This is a genomic window from Enterococcus sp. HMSC072F02 (assembly GCF_001837725.1).
GTDB lineage: Bacteria > Bacillota > Bacilli > Lactobacillales > Enterococcaceae > Enterococcus_B > Enterococcus_B lactis.
In genome coordinates this window covers 1-21,443 of record NZ_KV833927.1, presented here as the reverse complement: position 1 = coordinate 21,443, position 21,443 = coordinate 1, and the positions used below count along the sequence as shown (strand labels likewise).

Genomic DNA, 21,443 nt, shown 5'->3' with positions numbered 1-21,443 from the left:
TTTTTTTGGTATACTAGTACCAGTACCATTTCTAAGGAGTGAGTAGATGCGGATAATATCAGGAAATTATGGCGGACGCCGCTTAAAAAGTTTAGCAGGGGCGAATACCAGACCAACTACAGATAAAGTAAAAGAATCCATATTCAATATGATTGGACCCTATTTTGATGGAGAGACAGTATTGGATCTGTTTGCAGGAAGCGGAGGTTTAGCTATCGAAGCCGTATCCAGAGGCTGTAGTCATGCAGTATGCGTAGACAAAAATTACCAAGCGCTAAAAATCATTAAAGAAAACATCGAGATTACGAAAGAACCAGAGAAGTTTACCACAATAAAACTTGATGCGGACAAAGCAATCGAACGGCTAGCAACAGAGAAACAACAATTTGATTACTTGTTTCTTGATCCGCCGTATGCAAAACAAAAAATCATTGATCAAATCCATAAAATGGAAGAACTGGGACTTTTTTCTAAAACCGCAGTTATCGTATGCGAAACGGATAAAACAGTCGAATTGCCAGAATCTGTGGCTGGATTTCATCAAATAAGAAAACAGATTTATGGCATAACAGCTGTGACTATCTATAGAAAAGAGGGAAAACGATGAAACGTGCATTATTCCCAGGAAGTTTTGATCCTTTTACAAAAGGACACTTAGATACAGTGGAGCGTGCGGCTAAATTATTCGATGAGGTGGTAATTGGTGTTTTTATCAATACTTCAAAGAACAGTTTGTTTCCTCCAGAAGAAAGAATGACATTGATTGCAAAAGCTGTGGCACATCTTCCTAATGTAAAAGTCATACATCAGGAAAATCAATTGACAGTGGAAACGGCAAAAGAAATCGGCGCGGATGCCTTGGTCAGAGGAATACGGAGTATCAAAGACTTCGAATATGAACGAGAAATCGCTCAGATGAACCATCATCTAAACGAGGAATTGGAAACGGTGTTCTTATTGGCAAAACCAGAATATAACCATGTCAGTTCCAGTATTTTAAAAGAAGTACTGCACTTTGGTGGAGACGTAAGCAGTTATTTACCGCCAGTTATCAACGAAGCTCTAGCTGGAAAGCGTGAATCAAATGAAAGCTAAACAATGGTTCAAAACAGTACTGATTATCATATTTGGAATGTTGATCATCGGATTTGTAGTAGTTCCTCTGCCATATTATGTGGAATCACCAGGAGCAACGATTGATCTGAAAGAATTAATTACAGTCAATGACAAAGAAGACAAAGGTTCTGGCTCTTTCTCTCTTACATCCGTCGGTATCAGGCAAGCTACCGGATTTTTGGCTCTAAAGGCTAAACTAGCCCCCTTTGAAGAATTGATTAGTAAAGAAGAATTGACTGGTGGGGCAACAAATGAAGAATATAATCAAATGCAACAGTATTATATGGATTCTTCCCAAAACGCAGCAATCGAACAAGCGTTGAAGCTTGCAGGCAAGCCTTATAAAATGGAATTCAAAGGCGTATATGTCATGAGCGTAGAGAAGACATCGAACTTTTTTGGCAAGCTTTCAGTAGGAGATACAGTAACAAAAGTAGACGGCAAAAGCTTTCAAAGTACAGAAGCATTTATGGATTATGTAAAAAGCCAAAAAGTTGGACAAACAATCGAAATCAGTTATTTGCATAATGGTGAAGAAAAAACAGCTTCTGGTGATCTGATTGAGTTGCCAACAGATAAAAAGGCAGGAATAGGCATCACACTTACTGATCATACAGAGATCGAATCAGATACAGATGTTCGCATTAATTCTGGCTCTATTGGTGGGCCGTCAGCAGGATTGATGTTCACTTTAGAAATCTATGAACAGGTCACTGGTAAAAATTTGCGACATGGTAAGCAAATTGCCGGAACTGGAACGATCAACAGCGAAGGAGAAGTCGGCCGAATCGGAGGAATCGATAAAAAAGTAGCAAGCGCGGATAAAGCCGGTGTAGAGATTTTCTTTGCACCAGATGATACGATCTCAGACGATGTTAAGAAAGAATATCCTGAAATAAAAACCAACTATGAAGAAGCAAAAGCCGCTGCCAAAAAATTGAATTCCTCTATGAAAATCGTACCAGTAAAAACAGTACAAGATGCGCTTGACTATCTAGAGAAAATGAAATGAACCAACTAAAAAAATTGTGAAAAAGCTACTCTGTATCAAGTAATAAGAATAGCTACGCAAAAACAGCTTCTCCTCTTTTGTTTGGATTTATTTACTGCAGATGCAAGCTTTTGAGCTAATTGACTACTATTTATTTTGAATAAGGGATTGTGACATATTTTCTGTCACAATCCTTTTTTTTCGTCAAAATATCTTTCTGCTAAAAAAAAAGAAAAAATTGACGTAATTAGATGTTGAAGGGACGATTTTGTCAGAGCACATTGTTTCTTCGATTTCAAATGAAAGGAGAAATGAATGGTTTTTACTGATCATTCTTTGTAAAAAGAAATAATGATAGAAAAAATCAACAAGAAAATACTCACCTCCCCTAAGTTAATCGTTTTTATGTCTACGGTAGTTCTTATTTTTTGTATAGTCAGTGGTTTTTTATTGTCAAATCTGTTATTTCATAGAGAACCAGAAGAAATCGCTGCAAAAGAAATACTTTCTCCATTTAGTTCCAGTGAAGAAAATCAATTGCCTGAAGGAAATACTGTAGAAGAGGATGCTCGTCCAAAGGTTATGTATACCGATATCAAAGGAAGTGTGAAGGAGCCTGGTATCTATTCATTTTCTTCAGAAGAACGGGTCTATGATGTACTAAAGCGCGCAGGAGGATTATTAGAAGAAGCGGATAGCGATCGAATCAACTTTTCTGCGAAGATAGAAGATCAGCAAGTCCTATATATCCCTGCTGTAGGTGAAGAGCCGCCGGAACATCTTAATCAGTCAGCATCCCCCGAAGGAAAACAGTCTACAGCAGATACCGAGCCTTCAAAAATAAATATCAATACAGCCAGTCCCTCAGAACTCCAGCAGATTCCTGGGATCGGATCAGTCAAGGCGCAAGAAATCATTCGATTTAGAGAAGAAAACGGATCATTCCAGAAAGTGGAAGACTTGCAGGAGATCTCTGGTATCGGTGAAAAGACAGTTGAAAAACTAAAAAACTTCGTTACAATTAAATAGAATGATTCAGAACCAACTGAAAAGAGCAATAAATGGAGGCTAATGGATGACGGGCTTCATTTCGGCAGTGAAGCATATGCTCTTTTGTCAGACATGATGATTCGGTATATTTAAAGAATATTTTGTTTAAGCAATGGAGTGCTTTTTTGACCAACTTGAAAAAACGGAGGAATGTAACCATGTTAGAAAAATCTTCAAAACCATGCGATACGAACAAAGAAAAAATTACTGATAAGACTCAAAACAAACGCATTCCCTGGGACCAGTATTTTATGGCTCAGGCGGTATTGTTATCTTTACGCAGCACGTGTACACGTTTAGAAGTAGGAGCGACACTTGTTAGGGAAAAACGGATCATTGCTGGCGGCTATAATGGAGCAGTCAGTGGAGATGTCCACTGCATAGATGAAGGCTGCTATATTGTAGATGGACACTGTTTGCGAACGATCCATGCAGAGATGAACGCGCTGCTACAGTGCGCGAAACTCGGTATCCCGACGGAAGGTTCGGAAATCTATGTCACACATTTTCCATGTTTAGCTTGTACAAAAGCTTTGCTGCAAGCTGGTGTTAAAGGAATCAATTATCTCCATGACTATCGAAATGATCCGTATGCTCAAGCGTTGATTGAACAATTAGGCATATCTGTACACCAAGTTGCTTTAGACTCGCAGCATTTTTCAAAACTTCAAAATGAATTAACAGGAAAACATGTCTAGCGTTTTAGAAAGGCATGTTCGAAATCGGTTGATTTTTCCGGCAATTACGTCGATGATTATTTGTTTGTTGTATGATACGGACAATTGGATTTATCGTTTGTTTCTTGCCGGAATTTTTTTGTGGTTTTCGCTAAAAGAAGGACGTTTTATCGCGTACTTCTGTATTGTGGGTAGCATAATGGTATCCGTTTCTTATAAGCTACAAGAATATTCATTTTTAGAGGAAAAAGAAACAGCTGCGCAAGTGACTTTATCTACAGATACGATTCGTGCGAATGGCAGTTTTTTGACAATGGAAGGAAGATTGTCAGAGAGTAAACAGAAGGTACAGCTTTCTTATCAAGTAAACACCGAAGAGGAATTGAAAACTTGGCTTGGATTCCGAGGGAAGGGGATAGAATTGACAGCTGAAGGCGAGTTTATTTCTCCCGAAAAAAAGCGAAATCCTTATACTTTTGACCAAGAAGCTTACTTCAGGAACCATAGAATCTCTGGTCGATTCCAAATTCAAAGGGTCGAAAAAATCACCATACAAAATCTTTGGCGAAATTGGCTCCAGAGAAAAAGAGGCGCTTTTATTTCTTTTGTCCAATCTGAATTTCCGCAAAAAACAAGTGTATATATCAATTCTTTATTATGGGGCTATAAAGATTCAGGTTTCAGAGAATCAGAAGAAATTTTTAGGGAGAGTGGTTTGCTGCATCTATTCAGCCTATCGGGATTACACATCCAATTTTATTTAGGGTGGCTGTATTATTTGTTTCGACGTATCGGATGGCCACTGCACGTCAGCATCATTCCGTTGAGCCTGCTAACTATCTGTTATGTTTCTCTTGCAGGCAGTTCTATTTCTGTCTTGCGTGCTAGTCTGTTGTTTTTATTGCGGTTGCTAGTCAAATTATTGAATAAACGTTACTCCTCTATGGACTTATTTGTAGTTGTCTTTTGGCTTCTTTTGCTATTTGATCCTCGATTTCTTTTTCATGCGGGCGGGCAGCTTAGTTTTTTCATGAGTTTTTTGTTTATCCTGATTTCTTTTGATGGAGATTGGATGAAAAAACGGCTTCTCATGTCCTATTTACCATGATCACGATGCCGTTGATTGTATGGTATTTTTATGAGTGGCCTCTTTTAGGCAGTCTTTTTACATTACTGGTTGCACCAGTATTCAAGTTTCTTTTTCTTCCTAGTGTGTTCTTTCTGACGCTTTTCAATCGCTGGTTGCCGAGAACCTTACTTTTGCTGATAGAAGAGGGACTGATCTTGTTTGAACGAATGATCGATTCGTTTTCAGGATCGACTCTTGTTATAGGGCGTCTACCTCTTGTGCTATCAGGGGTATATATTTTCGGATTACTGATTTGTATGGATAGATTGAACGAGCAGCCGATGAAACTCTTGTTTTATGTTGGTCTGTTTTCTTTGATGCTATTGACTTTGCCATTTTTACGTTTTTCTTCAACGATCGCTTTTATCGATGTTGGTCAAGGAGATAGTATCTTTTTGCAAAGTCCTTTTCGAAAAGAAACGATTTTGATTGATACGGGGGGGAAGTTACCCTTTGAAAGGGAAAAGTGGGCGCAAGGTATTGCACGACCTCCTGCTGAAAGGAATATCGTTCCATACCTAAAAGGACAGGGAATAAGTGTGATCGATAAACTCATCTTGACACACGACGATACGGATCATGTGGGAGAATTGTCCACATTATCTCAGCATTTCACCATCAAAAAAATTTATATTGGCTGGGGCGCTGGACGAAATGAACCGTTGCGAAGGCATTTAACAGAAGCTCAAAAAAATGGCACTAAAATCATTGAAGTCAAACATGGCGACAGGATCAAAGGCTATTATGATCTTTATGTATTGAACCCTTTTGAAAAGGGAGAAGGAAGAAATGAAGATTCAATTGGTTTATGGACGGAATATAACAATAGCCGTTTTTTGTTTTTAGGCGATTTGAATCAAGCGATGGAAGAACAGTTGCTTTCTATTTATCCTAATTTGAAAGCCGACGTAGTCAAATTAGGTCACCACGGTAGCCGCACATCAAGTAATACGGATTTTCTTTCCCATATTGAAGCGAAACATGGAATTATATCCTGCGGAGTAAATAATCGTTATGGTCACCCTCACAGCGAAGTATTGGAGGCACTAGAAGAAAATCAGATAAGAACATGGCGAACCGATCAGCAAGGAATGATCACCTATCGCTGGCATCCAGTTTTTCATCCTCATGGTCTAGTGGAAACAATGATAGACTAGTAATTCTCATCTTCTCATGGTAGGATAATTTTGAAAGTGGTGAGTAATTTGAGTATACAAGCAGAGTTACAAAAAATACGTAAAGAAAAACTTGCATCTTGTTACTTGATCTTAGGAACAGAAAAGTTTCTCCAAGATCAAGTTCGGGCAGAAATAGTTAAAAAAATCAAATTAGAGGGCGAAGATGATTTAAATTTTTTAAGTTTTGACATGGAAAATGCAAGTTTAGAGGAGGTAGTGGCTGAAGCAGAGACATTGCCGTTTTTCGGAGATCAACGATTAGTATTTGTGGAGAACCCATATTTTTTAACAGGTGAGAAAGTAAACAATGGGATCGAACAAAATACTGATTTACTGACAGCTTATTTGAAAGAACCACTAGAATCGACTGTATTAGTATTTTTTGCACCATATGAAAAGTTGGATGAACGGAAAAAAGTAACGAAACAATTGAAAAAAACAGCAACCATCATCAACGTCCAACAGTTGAATGAAAAAGAAGTACGTCAATATCTGATGAATACCTTAGAGAACTCCTCCATCAAAATGGAACGCAACGCCATTGATTTATTCTTGCGGTTGACTGACTTAGATTTATCCAAAATGATGAGAGAGTTACAGAAATTAATTCTTTATGGACAAAATCAACAGCAGATCACTGTTCGAGAAGTAGAACAATTAGTTCCTAAAACATTGGAACATAATATTTTTGACATGACCCAATATATTTTAAAAGGGAAGACAGAACAAGCCTTGCGTTTATATGAAGATTTAGTCATGCAAGGGGAGGAAACAATCAAAATCAATGCGATTTTACTTTCTCAATTACGTTTGTTTTTACAGACAAAATTTCTTGTAAAGATTGGCTATCAGCAGGCCAATATTGCAGAAACATTAAAAATCCATCCTTACCGTGTAAAACTTGCCATGCAAGAAGTAAGGAAATTCGATGAACAGTTGCTAGTACAATTATTTGATCAATTAGTCGAAATGGATTATCAAATCAAAACGGGGCAAATCGAAAAAGAATTAAGTTTTCAACTTTTCGTTTTGCGCACAGGGCAGTTGTTGAGAAATCGATAGGAAGAAAGAAGAAGCCAAAAGCATGCAAGAATACCGGTTGCTTTTGGTTTTTTTGACAAATAAAAAAACCGGCCGAAGCCGATTCTTTTACTTAGCGATTTTTTTGCTTAAACGAGATTTGTCGCGGTTAGCTTTGTTTTTGTGGATTAGACCTTTTGATTCAGCCATATCAATAGCTTTAACAGCTTCTTTATATAACGCATCTACGTTGTCAGCACCTGAAGCTACAGCATCTTCAAATTTTTTGATTGCAGTACGCATAGCGCTTGTTTGAGATGAATTTTTCACATTAGCGTTTTCGCTTGTACGAACACGTTTGATTGCAGATTCAATGTTTGGCATTAGTTTCACCTCCGATAACTTAAGTTCTTACGCGTGTGACCGCATAATTCAACATTCATTATTATACCTAAAGGCAGCGCGCTTTGCAATATGAACATGACAAGTTTTTTTCCTTAACAGTCTTTTATTTAAACTTTTTATCAGTAAAAACAGATAAATCAAGCTGAAAAGATCAAAAAGACGCTATTGTGGGAGGCAATAGCGTCAAACCAAACTAGATTTTTATTTATCTATTTAAACAAAGATTGAATGGGAATGTTTGGTACTAAGTCATTATATAACAAAGAGAACCGTTTGCAAAGTTTTTTTTGAAAAGGGATACGATTCCCTATTGTTCTTTGTTTTTCTATTAAGAAACTGCAGTTATTTTATAACCAGTCACCTTTGATCGGTAAAGGTTATTCTGGTGTACCGATTATTTTAATATATTCATCAATATTTTTTATCAACATTTTTTTAATGACTAACTGATTTCGACGGTTCCATTTGCCACTTACTTCCAGTACATATTTATTTAGTGGCAAACGTAAGATGTACTTTGCCAAATAGCGATCTTTAAGCAGTCCATTGATCACACGGTCCTCAAGCTGCAAGTTGATTCCAGTCAGCATCATTGGCTGTTCTTGTAAAACATACGTATCAATTAAAAGACCTTCAAAAGTTTCCACAAGCGTCTTCCTTTCTTTCCAAAGTAACCTGAAAACAGGTACTGTTTCTTCCATTTTGATATTCGTTAAAGCGGATGCAATCATTCCTTCTTTTGTCCACTGTAATCTAGTATAACAAAAAAGAGGAGAAGAGCCAAAAAGAAAAAAGTGCATCGATTTCAATAGGGAATCTCATTCGCTCGCTCCTTGTTTAAAAAAAGCCCCTGCATCGCAGGAGCATCCCTATATCATTCTAATAGGTCAATCAAAAAGCAGTATCTAACACATTTTGTATCAAATCAGGAAATAAAAGATAAGCTAAGCCTAGAATCAAAAGTACCGCTAAAAGAAACCAGCCAATTGTTCCTATGAAATACTTCAATTTTTCGAACATTGTATCACCTCGTTGTCAGTATATCACGGATCAGTAAATTGGGGGTATTAAGAATCTCCTAAAAATAGGCAAAATTTGATCTATTTTCCTAAAGCAAATACTTGTAAGATACAATAAGTAATGCCAGAAGCAATGACTGGTCCGGCGGCGATTCCTCTTAAGAAGACAACACCTAAAATCGTGCCAAAAACAAGCGCAACAGTGATTTGCGGATCAGAAGCAATCAATCCTACGCCCTTGGAAGATAAGACAGCCACTAGCCCACCGCAAAAAACAGCTACCCAGCCGATAGGGGATTTAAAGGCTTCTAATAAATCACGTAGACCGATTTCTCCTGTTGCGATAGGGATCAGAATAGCTGCAGTGATGATCGTCACACCAATATTGATTCCTTTGCCTTGAAGCCAAGGGAAAAAGGAACGAGAGGTTGGTATGAGCTTCATAATCAACACAAAAGCTGCCGCTAACATCAGACTTTGGTTCTTAGCTAAAATTGCTACAAGTAAAATAATTCCTAAAAAAAGCCAACTTTCCATAAAATATATTCCTCACTTTCTTCGAAACAATCATAACATCTTTTTGGAAAGTTGCAAAAGTAGGAATTCATCCTTCAAGACCTATTCATAAGCTGTTTTTTTCATAAAATAAATAAAATTATAAAAAACACTTCGCTTATTTAACAGAAGACAGCCGCGCTTTGTATAGTGGACAAGACTTACATTTTTTTGAAGAATCAGAAAGAGCAGGTAAAGGTCTTAGTAAACGCAAGCCATTCAGAATAACCAATATTGTGCTTCCTTCGTGTCCTACAACTCCAAGAGGTAGATTTAAAAATTGCAGGAAGTTAGAAGCAATCAACAAGAGAATAACAAGAATCGAAAAAATAATATTTTGTTTGATGATCCGCCGCATTTTTAAAGACAGCCGATGACTGTAGACAAATTTATCTAAGTCATTTTTCATTAAGACGATGTCTGCGATATCCATAGCGGCGTCTGTTCCTTGTCCCATAGCGATACCTAATGAAGCAGCTGCTAAAGCAGGCGCATCATTGACTCCATCACCAACCATCGCATTTACTTGGTAAAGTTCATTTTCTTTTTTGACTAGTTGTGTTTTTTCTTCCGGAGTACAGCTTGCATAGTAATGTTCGATCCCTACTTGTTCAGCAATAGCCTTTGCTGTGCCAGAATGGTCGCCAGTTATCATACTTGTATGGATGTTTTGGGATTTAAAGTAAGAAATCACCTGTTGGGCATTTGCTTTTGGAATATCCAACAGACCTAAAACAGCGATTAACTGTTGATCTTTAGACAGATAGATTACAGTTTTTCCTTGATTTTCTAAACGTTCGATCATTTCCTCAATCTCTTTGCTGATTCTCATCGTCTCAGGATCATAAGCGTGTTTGCCAACTTTCCATTGCGCACCTAAATAGGTAGTTTGTAAGCCAAAACCAGTAATTTCTTCTATTGATAGGGATTGGATTGCTTCGGGTATTGTGCAATCGAAATATTGTAAAATCGCATGAGCAAGAGGGTGTGTCGTTTTTTGTTCCATAGCAACAAGAAGTTGTTGTGCCAAATCCTTCTCATCAAAGAAAAAGCTGTCAGTCACAACTGGTTTTCCTTTAGTGAGTGTTCCTGTTTTATCAAAGGCAATCGCTTTTAATTCAGAAAGCTTCTCTAAATGAATCCCGCCTTTGATTAGAATCCCATTTTTTGCAGAATTTGAAAGAGCAGCTAGAGAAGCAGGAGTAGCAGATGCGACAAGCGCACAAGGAGAAGCTACGACTAGTAATACCATTCCTCGATAAAAGCTTTCATCCCAACTCCAACTTAAGAAAAAGTGGGGGAGAAGGATCATTAGAGGCACAGCAAGCAAAATCAATTTTACATAATTGTTTTCGATCCGTTCGATAAATGAAGCTGTTTGAGTTGGCGTATTCTGTGCTTCTTCCACTAATTGGATAATCTTAGCAAAGACGGTTTCGGCACTCGTTTTTGTTACTCGAATCGTAATGGGATTTCCTTGATTCAGCGTTCCTGCAAACATCTCATCTCCTAAATATTTTTCTACAGGTACAGATTCACCGCTTAATGCAGACTCATCGATCGTTGCCTGTGTGCTTTCTAAACAACCATCGATCGGAACAGCCGCTCCTTTAGCGACGAACACCAAGTCATCCACCTTTAATTGCGAAACATCTACTTCTTGCATTTGTCCGTTTTCTTTTAGTAACTGAGCTTTTTGTGGTTGAAGATTCATCAAAGCGGTAATTTCTTTTTGACTTTTATTGGTCGTGTATTCCTCTAATGCACCGCTTAAACAAAAGATGAATGTCAACATTGCTCCCTCAAAGTAATTACCAATCAAACAGGCACCGATAGCAGCTAAAGCCATCAATAAGTCCACATTCAGTGTTCGGTCATTCCACAATTCTTTCAAGCCTTCCGATGTTTGTTTGTATCCACCGATGATAATAGCGCTGATATAAAAAAGTGGGGTGATGGTAAGAGAGAATCGGTCGAAAATAAAACCGGCAATCATAAATAAAAGACAGCCAATTGTTGCTGCAAAAGCTTTTTTCTGATTAGTCATCGTTATCAGTCCTCCTTGTCAAAACAAGGATAGCATAATAACAATGTAATTGATAATAAAAACAGATAAATGAGAACGATAATGGTTATCAGATGGCTATGAAGCTTTATATAGTTTTTATTGTTTATAATAATTATCATTAAAGAAAATAAAAAACCAGAACATTTCTCATACAAGAGAAGTGTTCTGGTTTTTCTTACATTGCGATAAACCAATAACCAATTAAAATGATACCAAGGATAATACGATACCAGCCAAAAGCGGTAAAGTCGTTTTTCTTCAAATAACTTAATAAGAATTTAATAGCTAAGACAGAAACCACAAAAGATACGAATGTTCCTACAAGAAGAACAACAGTTTCTTCCATTTTGAATGAGTTCCCTTCAGCTAAATATTTGACGATCTTCAAGCCGCTTGCGCCAAACATGACAGGAATCCCTAAGAAAAATGAGAATTCTGTAGCGACAAAACGCGAAGCGCCAATCAAGATAGCTCCTAGGATCGTTGCACCAGAACGGGATGTTCCGGGAACAAGTGCCAAGACTTGGAATAACCCAACAAGAAGAGCTGCTTGGTACGTAAAGTCATTCAGCGAAGTCCAACGAGGTGTTTTGTTTTTGTTACGTTTTTCGACAATAATAAAGGCAATACCGTAAACGATCAAAACAATGGCAACGGGTAAGAACTTGTGGAAATTTGCTTCTAACCAATCATCCAAAGGCAAACCAATGATGATGGCTGGTATACAAGCAACGATCACTTTAAACCAAAGTGTCCAAGTATCTTTTTTTTCTATCGTTGATTTACTTGGAGAAAAGGGGTTTAATTTGTGAAAATAAAGAACGACGACAGCTAAGATCGCCCCTAATTGGATAACGACATTGAACATCGACATAAACTGTGAACTGGCATCCAGTTTGATGAATTCATCTGCTAGGATCAGATGACCAGTACTACTGATGGGCAGCCATTCCGTTATTCCTTCAATAATACCGAGAATCACTGCTTTGATAATATTTGCAAAAAACATAAATTCCTTCCTTCCCAATTAAGATACATCTTATAGTATACCGTTATTTTTTGATAAACCCAATCTGTTTTTTAATATTAAGAAAAACTTGAGAAATGAAGCAGATAAGAATACGAAGAGAAAAAAAGAAGACAAAGCCCTCGTTCAGACTTTGCCTTTTATGATTCTCTGTTAAAAATTAAAATATCCCATCATAAAAACGAGTTTCGACTATGTGCTTTCCCGTTTTCGATATAAGACGTATCGTTGATACCAAGGATAGAAAATCGACCGTTTGCATAAGTAACCTTTGTTACACTGCCATTTAAAAGACCAGCACGAACAGGCTGTTTAGGATCGATCAGATTAAGCAAGAAGGCAATCGTCAAACCATGTGATACGACTAAAACATTTCCGCCGCCGTTTTTTTCGCAGTGATGGGCGATATCTTCAAATCCTGTCCACACACGATCTCGTAATGTTTCATAAGTTTCTGCCCATCCAGCCGTATCCAAATTGTATACAGCATTGGCAATTTGTTCAAAAGAAACTTCTGTGGTGAACATTTCATCATATGTTTTAAAATTCAATACGCGAGGGATCACACCCCACATTTCCATGTCATAGCCGCCTTCAAGAGACCCGAAGCACCATTCTCTGATCCGTTTCTCGATAAAATAAGGAATTTCTTTTCCCTTAGAATGTTCTCCTAGAATAATACGGGCAGTTTCGATCGCCCGACCACTGTCACTAGAATAAGCAAAAGAAAAGTCGACATCTTTTAACCCGCGCCCTAAATAATGGATGCCTTCTTGTCCTTGTTTTGTGAGTGGCGTATCACACCAGCCTTGTACGCGTTCGATTGTATTGAACATCGTTTTTCCATGCCGTACGATATAAAGTGTAGTTTCTGTCATTTTATTCTCCTCCTAAATCATTTTTAACGATTGAAAAAAGGATTTGTCCTTTTTTCCTGTTCAATCGTTGTTGCATCACCATGTCCTGGATAGACTGCAAATTCATCAGGTAAAACAAACAGCTGGGTCCGAATACTGTGAAGTAATTGTTCTAAATTTCCTGTATACAGATCGGTTCTACCGATACTTCCTCTAAATAGGGCGTCGCCAGAAACGACAAAATCATCAAAAATAAAGCTAACGCTTCCGATGGAGTGCCCTGGAGTAGGGACCACACGAAAAGACATGTTTCCTAAAGTATAAGTTTTCATTTCAAATTCATATTCTGCAGGCGAGACAATAATATCAGCAATATCATCATGTCGTCCGAGTCCAGAAAGGTTCAAAATCGGATCACCTAGCCATTTTTGTTCTAGTGGGCTGACATACACCGGGATTTGATAATATGCGCGTAAGGGTTCTACTGCACCAATATGATCATAGTGGGTATGGGTAAGTAAAATCGCTACCGGTTGTTGGTTTGTTTTTTTGATTTCTTGTTTGATTTGTTCCGCATCTTCTCCAGGGTCAATGATCAAAAGTGCTTCTTCGTTGTAGACCAAATAACAGTTTTCTTCAATCATTCCTGTTTTTAATCTTTCGATATGCATGTGCATTCCTCCTTGATAGCCAAAACTTCTTTCATCCATTAGTATAACGCATTCATTGCTAGGAAACAAAAACAGGTACTTATTTCTCTTTACTTATCTGAATTATCAGACTATATGAAAAGTATTTGGATATTCTAAAGAGAAGGAAAGTAAGTTTTCATAGCATTTTAATATGTCCTTGTTACATTAGACCCATCCAAAAATCCAAATTCTATATCCTATATCCCTGCCTAATCAGCAGGGTGTTTTTTTTATGCTTGAAAAGAGAGCTCTTTTTGCTAAACTAGGCTTTTTCAGGTAATCTTAGAGAGAAAGAGGTGGTGGAAATGATCAAACAGTCAAAAATATCTGTGCGGCACTTAGTAGAATTTATTTTGCGACGTGGAAGTATCGACAATCGTAAAAAAAGTAGCCATACTGCATTAGAAGGAGCAAGAATCCACCGCAAGCTCCAAAAAGATGCGGGAGAAGACTATGAAAAAGAAGTTTTTTTAAAAACAACAGTTCCATTAGATGAATATCACCTGATCGTTGAAGGCCGTGCAGACGGTATTTTCAAAAGAGACGGTATTTATTATATAGATGAAATCAAAACCTCCGAACCACGATTTGAAGATTTAGAACCAGAACAAGTGGAACTTTTCTTTCATCAAGCAAGGGTATACGCCTATATCTATAGTCAAGAGCATGATTTACAAGAAATAAATCTGCAGTTGACTTACTTTCAGACGGCAGAAGAAGTGATTACGAGAAAGGTCGAACATCAGACAAGAGAGCAGTTAGAAATTTTTTTTAAAAAACTGACTGAAGATTATAAAGAATGGCTTGTTTTTCAAGAAAACTGGCGTACTATACGCAATGCCTCTTTGATGGCTTTGAAATTCCCCCATGATGAGTATAGGAAAGGCCAGCGTGAACTAGCAGTAGCTGCTTATAAAACAATCCGTACGAAACAGAAATTGTTTGTAGAAGCACCTACCGGAACTGGAAAAACAATCTCTACGTTATTCCCCGCTTTGAAAGCTGTAGGGGAAGAAGAGGGAGAAAAGATTTTTTATCTAACGGCCAAAACAATAACTAGACAAGTAGCTGAAGATGCCATGACAGCATTAAAAGATACTGGAGCTGAAGTAAAAAGTGTCACTTTGACGGCTAAAGATAAGATCTGCTTTTTAGATGAGACGACCTGTAATCCAGATCAGTGCCCGTATGCCAATGGTTATTACAATCGTATCAACGAAGGATTATGGGATCTTTTGAATCATGAGAATCAGATCACTCGAGAAGTCATCGAAACTTATGCAAGGAAGCATACACTTTGTCCTTTCGAACTATCATTAGATGTCAGTATCTGGTGCGACGTGATCATTGGGGATTACAATTATTTGTTTGATCCCACTGTTTATTTAAGACATTTTTTTGAAGATGAAAAAAACGAGGATTATCTGTTTTTGATTGATGAGGCACATAATTTGGTGAATCGTTCCCGAGAGATGTATTCGGCAGAACTATCTTATGAAAAAACGAAACGAAGTAAGGAAGCTATACCAAAGGAATTCAAAAAACTCCATCGTCGTTTCAACAAACTATTGAAAGAATTTGATTCGATCCGAGAAATAGCAAAAGAAGATCATTGGGATTATCATCATCAAAAAGCACCGGCTGAATCTTTAGTAAAGGCAGGTTATCAATTAAGCGAAAAAATCAAAGAATGGCTAGCAGAATTTCCTGAGCATCCATCACAAGAACAATTGCTTCCTTATTATTTTGATTTGCTTCATTTTTTGAAGGTCAGTGAATTTTATGATGATCACTATGAAACAACGGTCGAAAAAACGTATCGCGATCTGATAGTAAAAGAGTTTTGTATTGATCCAAGCTTGTTTCTTGAGCAGTCGTTGGATAAAGGAAGAAGCAGTATCCTTTTTTCTGCGAGTTTTTCACCCCTATCTTATTATCAGGAAACACTGGGCGGACAAAAAAGTCTCGCTTACAAACTGCCGAGTCCTTTTCCAGAAGGAAACCAGCAAGTTTTCATCGCAAATTACTTAGAGACGACTTATCGAAAAAGGGAACAAAGTCTGGCACAATTAGTTGAGACAATCCATGCTTTTGCTGATGGAAAGGTCGGAAATTATTTCGTTTTCTTTCCTTCTTATCAATATTTAGACCTTGCGGCGGAAGCATTCAAACAGCAATATCCTGACAGCGATGTGCTGATTCAAGAAACGGACATGAATGAAGAAGAACGCGAACGATTTTTAGCAAAATTCCAATCAGATCCCGATGAAACATTGATAGGATTTTGTGTACTTGGTGGGATTTTTTCAGAAGGAATCGATTTGAGAGGGAACCGATTGATCGGCAGTATGATTGTAGGTGTAGGTTTGCCGCAGATGAATCATGAGCAGGAACTGATCAAATCATATTATGATGAGAAGGAACACCTTGGATTTGCTTACGCTTATCAGCTTCCTGGAATGAACAAAGTCTTGCAAGCTGGTGGTCGAGTGATTCGTGGCATGGCGGATCAAGGAATCGTGGTATTGGCAGATCAACGATTTGCTCGTTTTTCTTATCGACATTTATTCCCACAACATTGGCAAACAGCAAGAGAAGTACGAAGTGTTGGAGAATTGGAAGAAGGAATACAGCGTTTTTGGTCATCCAAAGAAGCAGTAAATCAAAAAAACGAGGGATGACAGATGTCAGCCTCGTTTTTTTCATTAACGATAGTTAGTGAATTGCAACTCGATTGGTAAGTCAAGTTTACGTAATAAAGCAATCACAGCTTGAAGATCATCACGGTTTTTACCTGTCACTCTAATCTGATCTTCTTGGATTTGTGCTTTTACTTTCAGTTTTTCATTTTTGATAGCTGTAGTGATTTTTTTCGCGTTTTCACGATCGATTCCGTTGACAAGATCGGCAGTTTGACGAGCTTTGCCACCTAGCGCGTGTTCCGATTCGGAAAAATGGATATTTTTGATTGGCACATTTCTTTTGATCAACTTACCAAATAATACATCTTTGATCTGTTCGATTTTGAAATCATCATCGCTCAAGACAACTAGATTGCTGTTCTCTAATTTGATTTCTACCGTAGAATCCTTGAAGTCAAATCGATTAGTCAATTCTTTTGTTGTTTGCTGAATCGCATTTTTTACTTCTTCTGTATTGACTTCTGATACAATGTCGAAGCTAGCATCTTTTGCCATAAGAACCCTCCTGATATACGTATAAGTTTACTATACATCTATCTTATCATAGGAATGGGGCAGATTCTTACTTGTTTGCTAAAATTCTTCTCATTTGAGTTCGAAGTATTTTATTTTAATAGATAAACTGTTATTCTTACATTTGGAATAACAAAGTAGAGGAGAGGTGCTTGTGAGCAAAATTATGACTGCGTATCATAAAAATGAAAGATTAAAAAAAATAGTGGTTATTTTGATAACCGGATTGACCGCTGCGGTCGCTTTAAATTATTTTTTGATTCCAGCCAATGTCTTTTCTGCAGGGATGAATGGGATCGCTCAAATCATTTCCTCGCTTTTATATGAATGGTTTCATATCAAGGTAGACACAGGAACATTTATTTTTATTTTGAATATCCCTGTGTTTGTATTAGGGTTCCTCAAAGTAGGAAAACGAGCAACGATCCTTAGTTTTGTGAACGTTGTATGCGTATCAGTGATGACGATGCTACTTCCAGTCGGACAGATCACTGATAATATTTTGATGAATGCCTTAGTAGGCGGTGTTTTATTAGGTCTTGGCGTAGGGTTATCTTTAAAAATGGGCTTTACAACTGGGGGAATGGACATCATCTCTCTTGTGCTTTCACAAACAACTGGAAAAACAGTCGGAAATTACATGCTGATTCTAAATGGGATCATTGTAGTCATCGCAGGCTTCTTCTTTAACTGGGAAAGTGCCTTGTATACGATTATTTCCATTTATGCAATGACTCAAGTGATTGATGCCATCCATACGAGTCATCAAAAAGTAACAGCGATGATCGTGACCGTCAAACCGGAAGAGGTAACAGAAGAACTAGCGAAACGGATGGTACGTGGAATGACATTGCTTCCGTCTGTCGGTGGCTATTCAAAAAAACAAGGAAATATGATCATGATGGTCATCACCCGCTATGAAATGTATGATCTTGATCAGATCGTTCATGAAATCGACGACGATGCATTTATCAATATTTTACCAACTCATTCAGTATTTGGCCGATTTGCAAATGAAAACGAACAAAAAATGTATCGTACAACAGGTGTGTTGCCAGAAATAAAAAATCGTTCACAAAAAAAATGAGGAATCAGTTTTATTTAGAATGAATTTAATGTATTCCGTCTAATAAGGACATTTTATAAATTTAAACGAGAATCTTCCTTCTAAATTCTCATTTACAAGTAGTTAAAAAAAGAGTATGATAAATAAAAATCGTGTTAAGGAGTGTCGTACGATGAGCGAAGCAAACCAAGAACGGTCTGCGCAAGAAATAGAACTGATCAAAGAACGTATTCTTGCTGCCTTGGAAATGGTGATCGATCCTGAATTAGGAATCGATATTGTCAACTTAGGCTTGATTTATGATATAGAATTCAATCCTGAAAACGGAGAAACAGTCATCAAAATGACGCTAACAACTATGGGCTGTCCACTAGCCGATATTTTAACAGAATCTATCCATGACGCATTGAAAGAAGTACCAGAAGTAACGAAAGCAGAAGTAAAACTTGTCTGGTATCCCGCATGGACGACCGATAAGATGAGCCGTTATGCACGGATTGCGTTGGGGATTCGATAGGGATCTTGACTGACTAGCTATGAGAAGCAAATAGTAAAAACAAAAAACCTTTTATCCTTTCTAGAAGAAAAGAGATAAGAGGTTTTTTTGTTTATAAAATTTTGTCTGCTATATTAGAAGTTAATCAAATAAATGTGTTCTATTGATAAAGGACATTCAAATCTCTTTTCTTTTGCCATCCATATTTTTTACATCAATTTGATTTTCGTATAGTATTCTTTCTCATCTTCACGATAAATCGTGGCCCCATTTTTTTGCTGCGCCTTAAGACTGCCAAGATTTTTTTTATTTACAGACAAAAGTGCCTCATCGATGCCGATTTTTTTTGCCTCTTGTAGTACTAATGCTAAACCTTGTGTTGCATATCCTTTTTTACGATAGTCAGGGGAGATGCCGTAACCGATATGGCCAGCGCCGTTTCTTAATGATTCGTTCAGTTTATGGCGCAGATTAAAAATTCCTACATACTCATGTCCATCATTTTCCAAAATAAAGACGGTTGCGGGAACGTAATTCTCAGGAAGATCAATACCTAAAGAAGTGTTTTCGCATTTTTTTACATAATCTAAAAATTCAGCAAGTGTATAGCCATAAGCACTGTTGATAAATCCATTCTCGTTTGGTCCGAAGCTAGTTTGCAGCCGATAAGCTTTCTCCAAATCTGCTTCCCATAGTTTGATCAATTTCATCGAATCCGCCTCTTCCTAAGTAAACATATTTTTTCTACTATAGCACTATTTTGGCGAATAGCCATTCTTATTTTTATTTTTTTGTGATGTATCGTATTAAGAATAATTTAACAAAATAAATGATTGCAGATTTTTGTTATTTATTGTATTGTTTTTATAATAGATGAATCCTCGTTATCTTTTAAAAATGATCTTATTGATTGATATTGAAAGTTCAAGATAAATTGAATTTTTAATAAATGTGTTATTTTTAAAGTTTTTTCGTCCGTTGCTTATGATCACTAGAAAGGAGATCTCGTGAACTACTTTAGCGGTTATAAAAGAATTCCAGAAGGATGGCGGCAAACAGAAGCAAAAAATGATCAGTATCAAAACGAAAGAAGAAGACAGTTGTTGGAGAAAATGCAGCAAAAACAGCTGAATCGAGAGAAAAAGAAGAACAAAGAAACGAAGAAAAAGCAGCAAAATAAAATAGCTACCGATCCCAGAATCGTTCGTTTAAACAATGAAATGAATCAATTGAAGCAAGAATTGAGTAAAGCAAAAAAACAAGTAGCTACTGTGAGCAAGAAAAGAAGAGAGGACAAGAAACACATCAGAGAGCTGTCACAGCAACTCGAACGACAGCACCAACAAGCAAAAGTAGAAAAAGAAGAGATGAGACAAAAAGCCATCGAACAGCAGAGGAAAACAGAACTATTGTATCAAAAATTAGAAGAAGTGGGCTGGGATACAGATAATCACGCACTTCAGGAACTCCAAAAACGTAACCAGATCATCATTTATTTGCTGCAAAAAAATAGCCAAATGCAACATTATCTAGAGAGCATACATAAAGCGTCAGGTTTATTAAAGAAAAGAAATGATCGACTGAACAAGAAATTAGAAAAGCTTTCAAATAGAAATGCTACGTATCTGAAAATCATGGAGAAGAAAAAACAAGAACTGCAACAGTTGTATAAAGTCAACCAGCGACAAACAGAACAATTAGCAAAGAAAAAACAAAACTTCGTACAAGCAGCACCTCAAGATCTGATCCATGCATTGATCCAACAGTTAGATACCCAATCATTTTATAAGTTCAATCAGCTGAACAAGCTGTTCAATAGGTATCAATGGATCTTTGAACAACAAGCGAATAATTTGCAGTATCAAGAAACAAATATTTTTTATGGTTTTGTAGAAATAGAAGAGGACAACATTTATTTCTATGAGGTCAATACGGAGCAAAGAAGACCACTGATAGTAGAAGAGAGCTTTAAACGCAAAGATCTTTTAACAGATGGCATAGCAGTACGAGTACATCAAAAAATAGTAGACGGTCCAGTATATCTAAGGTATTGCTATCCTATCGTTGAACAGAATAAGTCAAAAAGAAGAAGCGACAAATATCTAAAGAGAACAAGACAAAAATCTAAACAGTCAAGTAAAAAGCAATTGAGCATAGACGCTGAAAAGTGGGCATCATCACTCAAAATTGCTGTGATCGGGAACAAACAAATAAAAGGATTCGTAAAAGGATTGCAGAAATATGTAGAAACTGTCGAAAGAATCGATGCATATGAGTACGGGGAGAAAGCACTATTTGAAAGAATCCGTGCTGTTGACTATGTCTATGTTTGCATCGACAGCGTCCCGCATCATGTGACCAATTTTCTGAAAAGTGAAATTGAGCTTATGGAAAAAACAGAATTTTTTTATCGCCCTTCAATAGATGATGGAGTTATTCGGATGAACTATTTGTATTGGTTGCAAGAGGGAAAACGCGTAGAGATAAAAAAGAACAAAAAATATGTTCTTGACAAAAAACAAATGTAATCCTAAACTAGAACATATGATGCGGCTATGGCGGAATTGGCAGACGCGCTAGCTTCAGGCGCTAGTGAGGGCGACCTCGTGGAAGTTCGAATCTTCTTAGCCCCATAATTTTTATATATACTGAGAAAAGATGTCGAGGGAGAGATCCCATCGGTATTTTTTTATAAAATCTGATATAAAATAGATTTCGGTAAGAAAGTCATAGAAGTAATAGATGAGCAAAAAACTCGCTCTAATGTGACAAAACAACTCAAAAAGAGGCCATGCGATGTATTCTTTCGCATGGCCTCTTCCTATTTTGAATGTGTTTAAACGTTCAAATAATGAATCTTAGTACCAACCGTTTGCTTCCCA

20 protein-coding genes, 1 tRNA gene and 1 pseudogene are annotated in these 21,443 nt (G+C 37.2%); 12 read left to right on the top strand and 10 right to left on the bottom strand.

Features of this window, described 5'->3' with window-relative positions; all coding sequences use genetic code 11:
- Positions 1-46: 46 nt before the first annotated feature.
- The 7 genes and pseudogenes from rsmD (at position 47) to holA (ending at position 7,203) form a co-directional block, all read left to right on the top strand.
- Positions 47-607 carry a 16S rRNA (guanine(966)-N(2))-methyltransferase RsmD gene (gene rsmD / locus HMPREF2731_RS03340; protein ID WP_002313825.1) on the top strand — a complete coding sequence of 187 codons (561 nt, stop codon included), beginning with the start codon at positions 47-49 and terminating at the stop codon, positions 605-607.
- Positions 604-1,095 carry a pantetheine-phosphate adenylyltransferase gene (coaD, locus tag HMPREF2731_RS03335; RefSeq protein WP_070872322.1) on the top strand — a complete coding sequence of 164 codons (492 nt, stop codon included), beginning with the start codon at positions 604-606 and terminating at the stop codon, positions 1,093-1,095. Before rsmD ends, coaD begins: the two co-directional genes overlap by 4 nt.
- Positions 1,085-2,128, top strand: a complete 1,044-nt coding sequence (locus HMPREF2731_RS03330; RefSeq protein ID WP_002309443.1) for a SepM family pheromone-processing serine protease — start codon at positions 1,085-1,087, stop codon at positions 2,126-2,128. The genes coaD and HMPREF2731_RS03330 overlap by 11 nt, the downstream gene beginning before the upstream one ends.
- A 429-nt stretch (positions 2,129-2,557) precedes the next feature.
- Entirely contained in the window at positions 2,558-3,136 is a 579-nt protein-coding gene (locus HMPREF2731_RS03325; RefSeq protein ID WP_225479099.1) for a helix-hairpin-helix domain-containing protein, read from the top strand.
- 179 nt (positions 3,137-3,315) lie between these two features.
- Complete coding sequence (locus tag HMPREF2731_RS03320) at positions 3,316-3,855, top strand: ComE operon protein 2 (RefSeq protein WP_002309439.1); 540 nt, start codon at positions 3,316-3,318, stop codon at positions 3,853-3,855.
- Positions 3,848-6,120: pseudogene (locus HMPREF2731_RS15250) on the top strand (DNA internalization-related competence protein ComEC/Rec2). The gene HMPREF2731_RS03320 and the pseudogene HMPREF2731_RS15250 overlap by 8 nt, the downstream one beginning before the upstream one ends.
- A 36-nt stretch (positions 6,121-6,156) precedes the next feature.
- Positions 6,157-7,203 (top strand): DNA polymerase III subunit delta, encoded by a 1,047-nt coding sequence (gene holA, locus HMPREF2731_RS03310; protein WP_002335668.1) that lies wholly within the window; start codon positions 6,157-6,159, stop codon positions 7,201-7,203.
- A gap of 87 nt (positions 7,204-7,290) precedes the next feature.
- Here the strand turns inward: holA and rpsT are convergent, their stop codons facing one another.
- The 8 genes from rpsT to HMPREF2731_RS03275 all read right to left on the bottom strand — a co-directional run bounded on the left by rpsT (position 7,291) and on the right by HMPREF2731_RS03275 (position 13,763).
- Positions 7,291-7,545 (bottom strand): 30S ribosomal protein S20, encoded by a 255-nt coding sequence (rpsT, locus tag HMPREF2731_RS03305; RefSeq protein WP_002292188.1) that lies wholly within the window; start codon positions 7,543-7,545, stop codon positions 7,291-7,293.
- A gap of 398 nt (positions 7,546-7,943) precedes the next feature.
- Entirely contained in the window at positions 7,944-8,213 is a 270-nt protein-coding gene (locus HMPREF2731_RS03300) for a hypothetical protein (protein ID WP_002289125.1), read from the bottom strand.
- Positions 8,214-8,457: 244 nt separating this feature from the next.
- A complete protein-coding gene (locus tag HMPREF2731_RS15245; protein ID WP_002292186.1) occupies positions 8,458-8,586 on the bottom strand; it encodes a hypothetical protein in 129 nt (42 codons plus the stop codon).
- Positions 8,587-8,666: 80 nt separating this feature from the next.
- On the bottom strand, positions 8,667-9,122 hold the full coding sequence (locus tag HMPREF2731_RS03295) for a DUF441 domain-containing protein (RefSeq protein ID WP_002292185.1): 456 nt from the start codon (positions 9,120-9,122) through the stop codon (positions 8,667-8,669).
- Between the two features lie 136 nt (positions 9,123-9,258).
- A complete protein-coding gene (locus tag HMPREF2731_RS03290; protein WP_070872320.1) occupies positions 9,259-11,187 on the bottom strand; it encodes a heavy metal translocating P-type ATPase in 1,929 nt (642 codons plus the stop codon).
- A 196-nt stretch (positions 11,188-11,383) separates the two neighbouring features.
- Positions 11,384-12,217, bottom strand: a complete 834-nt coding sequence (locus HMPREF2731_RS03285; protein ID WP_002309434.1) for an undecaprenyl-diphosphate phosphatase — start codon at positions 12,215-12,217, stop codon at positions 11,384-11,386.
- Between the two features lie 191 nt (positions 12,218-12,408).
- A complete protein-coding gene (locus HMPREF2731_RS03280; protein ID WP_002309433.1) occupies positions 12,409-13,113 on the bottom strand; it encodes a histidine phosphatase family protein in 705 nt (234 codons plus the stop codon).
- 23 nt (positions 13,114-13,136) lie between these two features.
- On the bottom strand, positions 13,137-13,763 hold the full coding sequence (locus HMPREF2731_RS03275; RefSeq protein ID WP_002292180.1) for an MBL fold metallo-hydrolase: 627 nt from the start codon (positions 13,761-13,763) through the stop codon (positions 13,137-13,139).
- Between the two features lie 326 nt (positions 13,764-14,089).
- Between HMPREF2731_RS03275 and HMPREF2731_RS03270 the strand changes: the two genes are divergently transcribed.
- Positions 14,090-16,465 (top strand): ATP-dependent DNA helicase, encoded by a 2,376-nt coding sequence (locus tag HMPREF2731_RS03270; protein WP_070872318.1) that lies wholly within the window; start codon positions 14,090-14,092, stop codon positions 16,463-16,465.
- Positions 16,466-16,489: 24 nt separating this feature from the next.
- Here HMPREF2731_RS03270 and HMPREF2731_RS03265 read toward each other — a convergent pair whose 3' ends face one another.
- Positions 16,490-16,981, bottom strand: a complete 492-nt coding sequence (locus HMPREF2731_RS03265) for a YajQ family cyclic di-GMP-binding protein (RefSeq protein WP_002309430.1) — start codon at positions 16,979-16,981, stop codon at positions 16,490-16,492.
- A gap of 184 nt (positions 16,982-17,165) precedes the next feature.
- On the opposite strand from HMPREF2731_RS03265, the gene HMPREF2731_RS03260 reads away from it, so the two are divergent.
- Both HMPREF2731_RS03260 and HMPREF2731_RS03255 read left to right on the top strand, forming a co-directional pair.
- Positions 17,166-18,086, top strand: a complete 921-nt coding sequence (locus HMPREF2731_RS03260; RefSeq protein ID WP_002316215.1) for a YitT family protein — start codon at positions 17,166-17,168, stop codon at positions 18,084-18,086.
- Positions 18,087-18,237: 151 nt separating this feature from the next.
- Positions 18,238-18,582: a metal-sulfur cluster assembly factor gene (locus tag HMPREF2731_RS03255; RefSeq protein WP_002292174.1), complete on the top strand. Its 345-nt coding sequence runs from the start codon at positions 18,238-18,240 to the stop codon at positions 18,580-18,582.
- A gap of 188 nt (positions 18,583-18,770) precedes the next feature.
- On the opposite strand, the gene HMPREF2731_RS03250 is transcribed toward HMPREF2731_RS03255, so the two are convergent.
- Positions 18,771-19,271: a GNAT family N-acetyltransferase gene (locus HMPREF2731_RS03250; RefSeq protein WP_002292172.1), complete on the bottom strand. Its 501-nt coding sequence runs from the start codon at positions 19,269-19,271 to the stop codon at positions 18,771-18,773.
- A gap of 297 nt (positions 19,272-19,568) precedes the next feature.
- On the opposite strand from HMPREF2731_RS03250, the gene HMPREF2731_RS03245 reads away from it, so the two are divergent.
- Together HMPREF2731_RS03245 and HMPREF2731_RS03240 are read left to right on the top strand one after the other, a co-directional pair.
- Positions 19,569-21,089 (top strand): coiled-coil domain-containing protein, encoded by a 1,521-nt coding sequence (locus tag HMPREF2731_RS03245; RefSeq protein WP_002292170.1) that lies wholly within the window; start codon positions 19,569-19,571, stop codon positions 21,087-21,089.
- A 23-nt stretch (positions 21,090-21,112) separates the two neighbouring features.
- A tRNA-Leu gene (locus HMPREF2731_RS03240) sits at positions 21,113-21,194 on the top strand.
- Positions 21,195-21,443 lie beyond the last annotated feature (249 nt).

Bases quoted from the DNA above. Each gene is read 5' to 3' on its own strand.
- HMPREF2731_RS03290 (WP_070872320.1), bottom strand. From the start codon at position 11,187: ATGACTAATCAGAAAAAAGCTTTTGCAGCAACAATTGGCTGTCTTTTA.
- HMPREF2731_RS15245 (WP_002292186.1), bottom strand. From the start codon at position 8,586: ATGTTCGAAAAATTGAAGTATTTCATAGGAACAATTGGCTGGTTTCTT.
- HMPREF2731_RS03270 (WP_070872318.1), top strand. From the start codon at position 14,090: ATGATCAAACAGTCAAAAATATCTGTGCGGCACTTAGTAGAATTTATT.
- HMPREF2731_RS03285 (WP_002309434.1), bottom strand. From the start codon at position 12,217: ATGTTTTTTGCAAATATTATCAAAGCAGTGATTCTCGGTATTATTGAA.
- HMPREF2731_RS03280 (WP_002309433.1), bottom strand. From the start codon at position 13,113: ATGACAGAAACTACACTTTATATCGTACGGCATGGAAAAACGATGTTC.
- rsmD (WP_002313825.1), top strand. From the start codon at position 47: ATGCGGATAATATCAGGAAATTATGGCGGACGCCGCTTAAAAAGTTTA.
- rpsT (WP_002292188.1), bottom strand. From the start codon at position 7,545: ATGCCAAACATTGAATCTGCAATCAAACGTGTTCGTACAAGCGAAAAC.
- HMPREF2731_RS03250 (WP_002292172.1), bottom strand. From the start codon at position 19,271: ATGAAATTGATCAAACTATGGGAAGCAGATTTGGAGAAAGCTTATCGG.
- coaD (WP_070872322.1), top strand. From the start codon at position 604: ATGAAACGTGCATTATTCCCAGGAAGTTTTGATCCTTTTACAAAAGGA.
- HMPREF2731_RS03255 (WP_002292174.1), top strand. From the start codon at position 18,238: ATGAGCGAAGCAAACCAAGAACGGTCTGCGCAAGAAATAGAACTGATC.
- HMPREF2731_RS03330 (WP_002309443.1), top strand. From the start codon at position 1,085: ATGAAAGCTAAACAATGGTTCAAAACAGTACTGATTATCATATTTGGA.
- HMPREF2731_RS03275 (WP_002292180.1), bottom strand. From the start codon at position 13,763: ATGCATATCGAAAGATTAAAAACAGGAATGATTGAAGAAAACTGTTAT.
- HMPREF2731_RS03265 (WP_002309430.1), bottom strand. From the start codon at position 16,981: ATGGCAAAAGATGCTAGCTTCGACATTGTATCAGAAGTCAATACAGAA.
- HMPREF2731_RS03260 (WP_002316215.1), top strand. From the start codon at position 17,166: ATGACTGCGTATCATAAAAATGAAAGATTAAAAAAAATAGTGGTTATT.
- HMPREF2731_RS03320 (WP_002309439.1), top strand. From the start codon at position 3,316: ATGTTAGAAAAATCTTCAAAACCATGCGATACGAACAAAGAAAAAATT.
- HMPREF2731_RS03295 (WP_002292185.1), bottom strand. From the start codon at position 9,122: ATGGAAAGTTGGCTTTTTTTAGGAATTATTTTACTTGTAGCAATTTTA.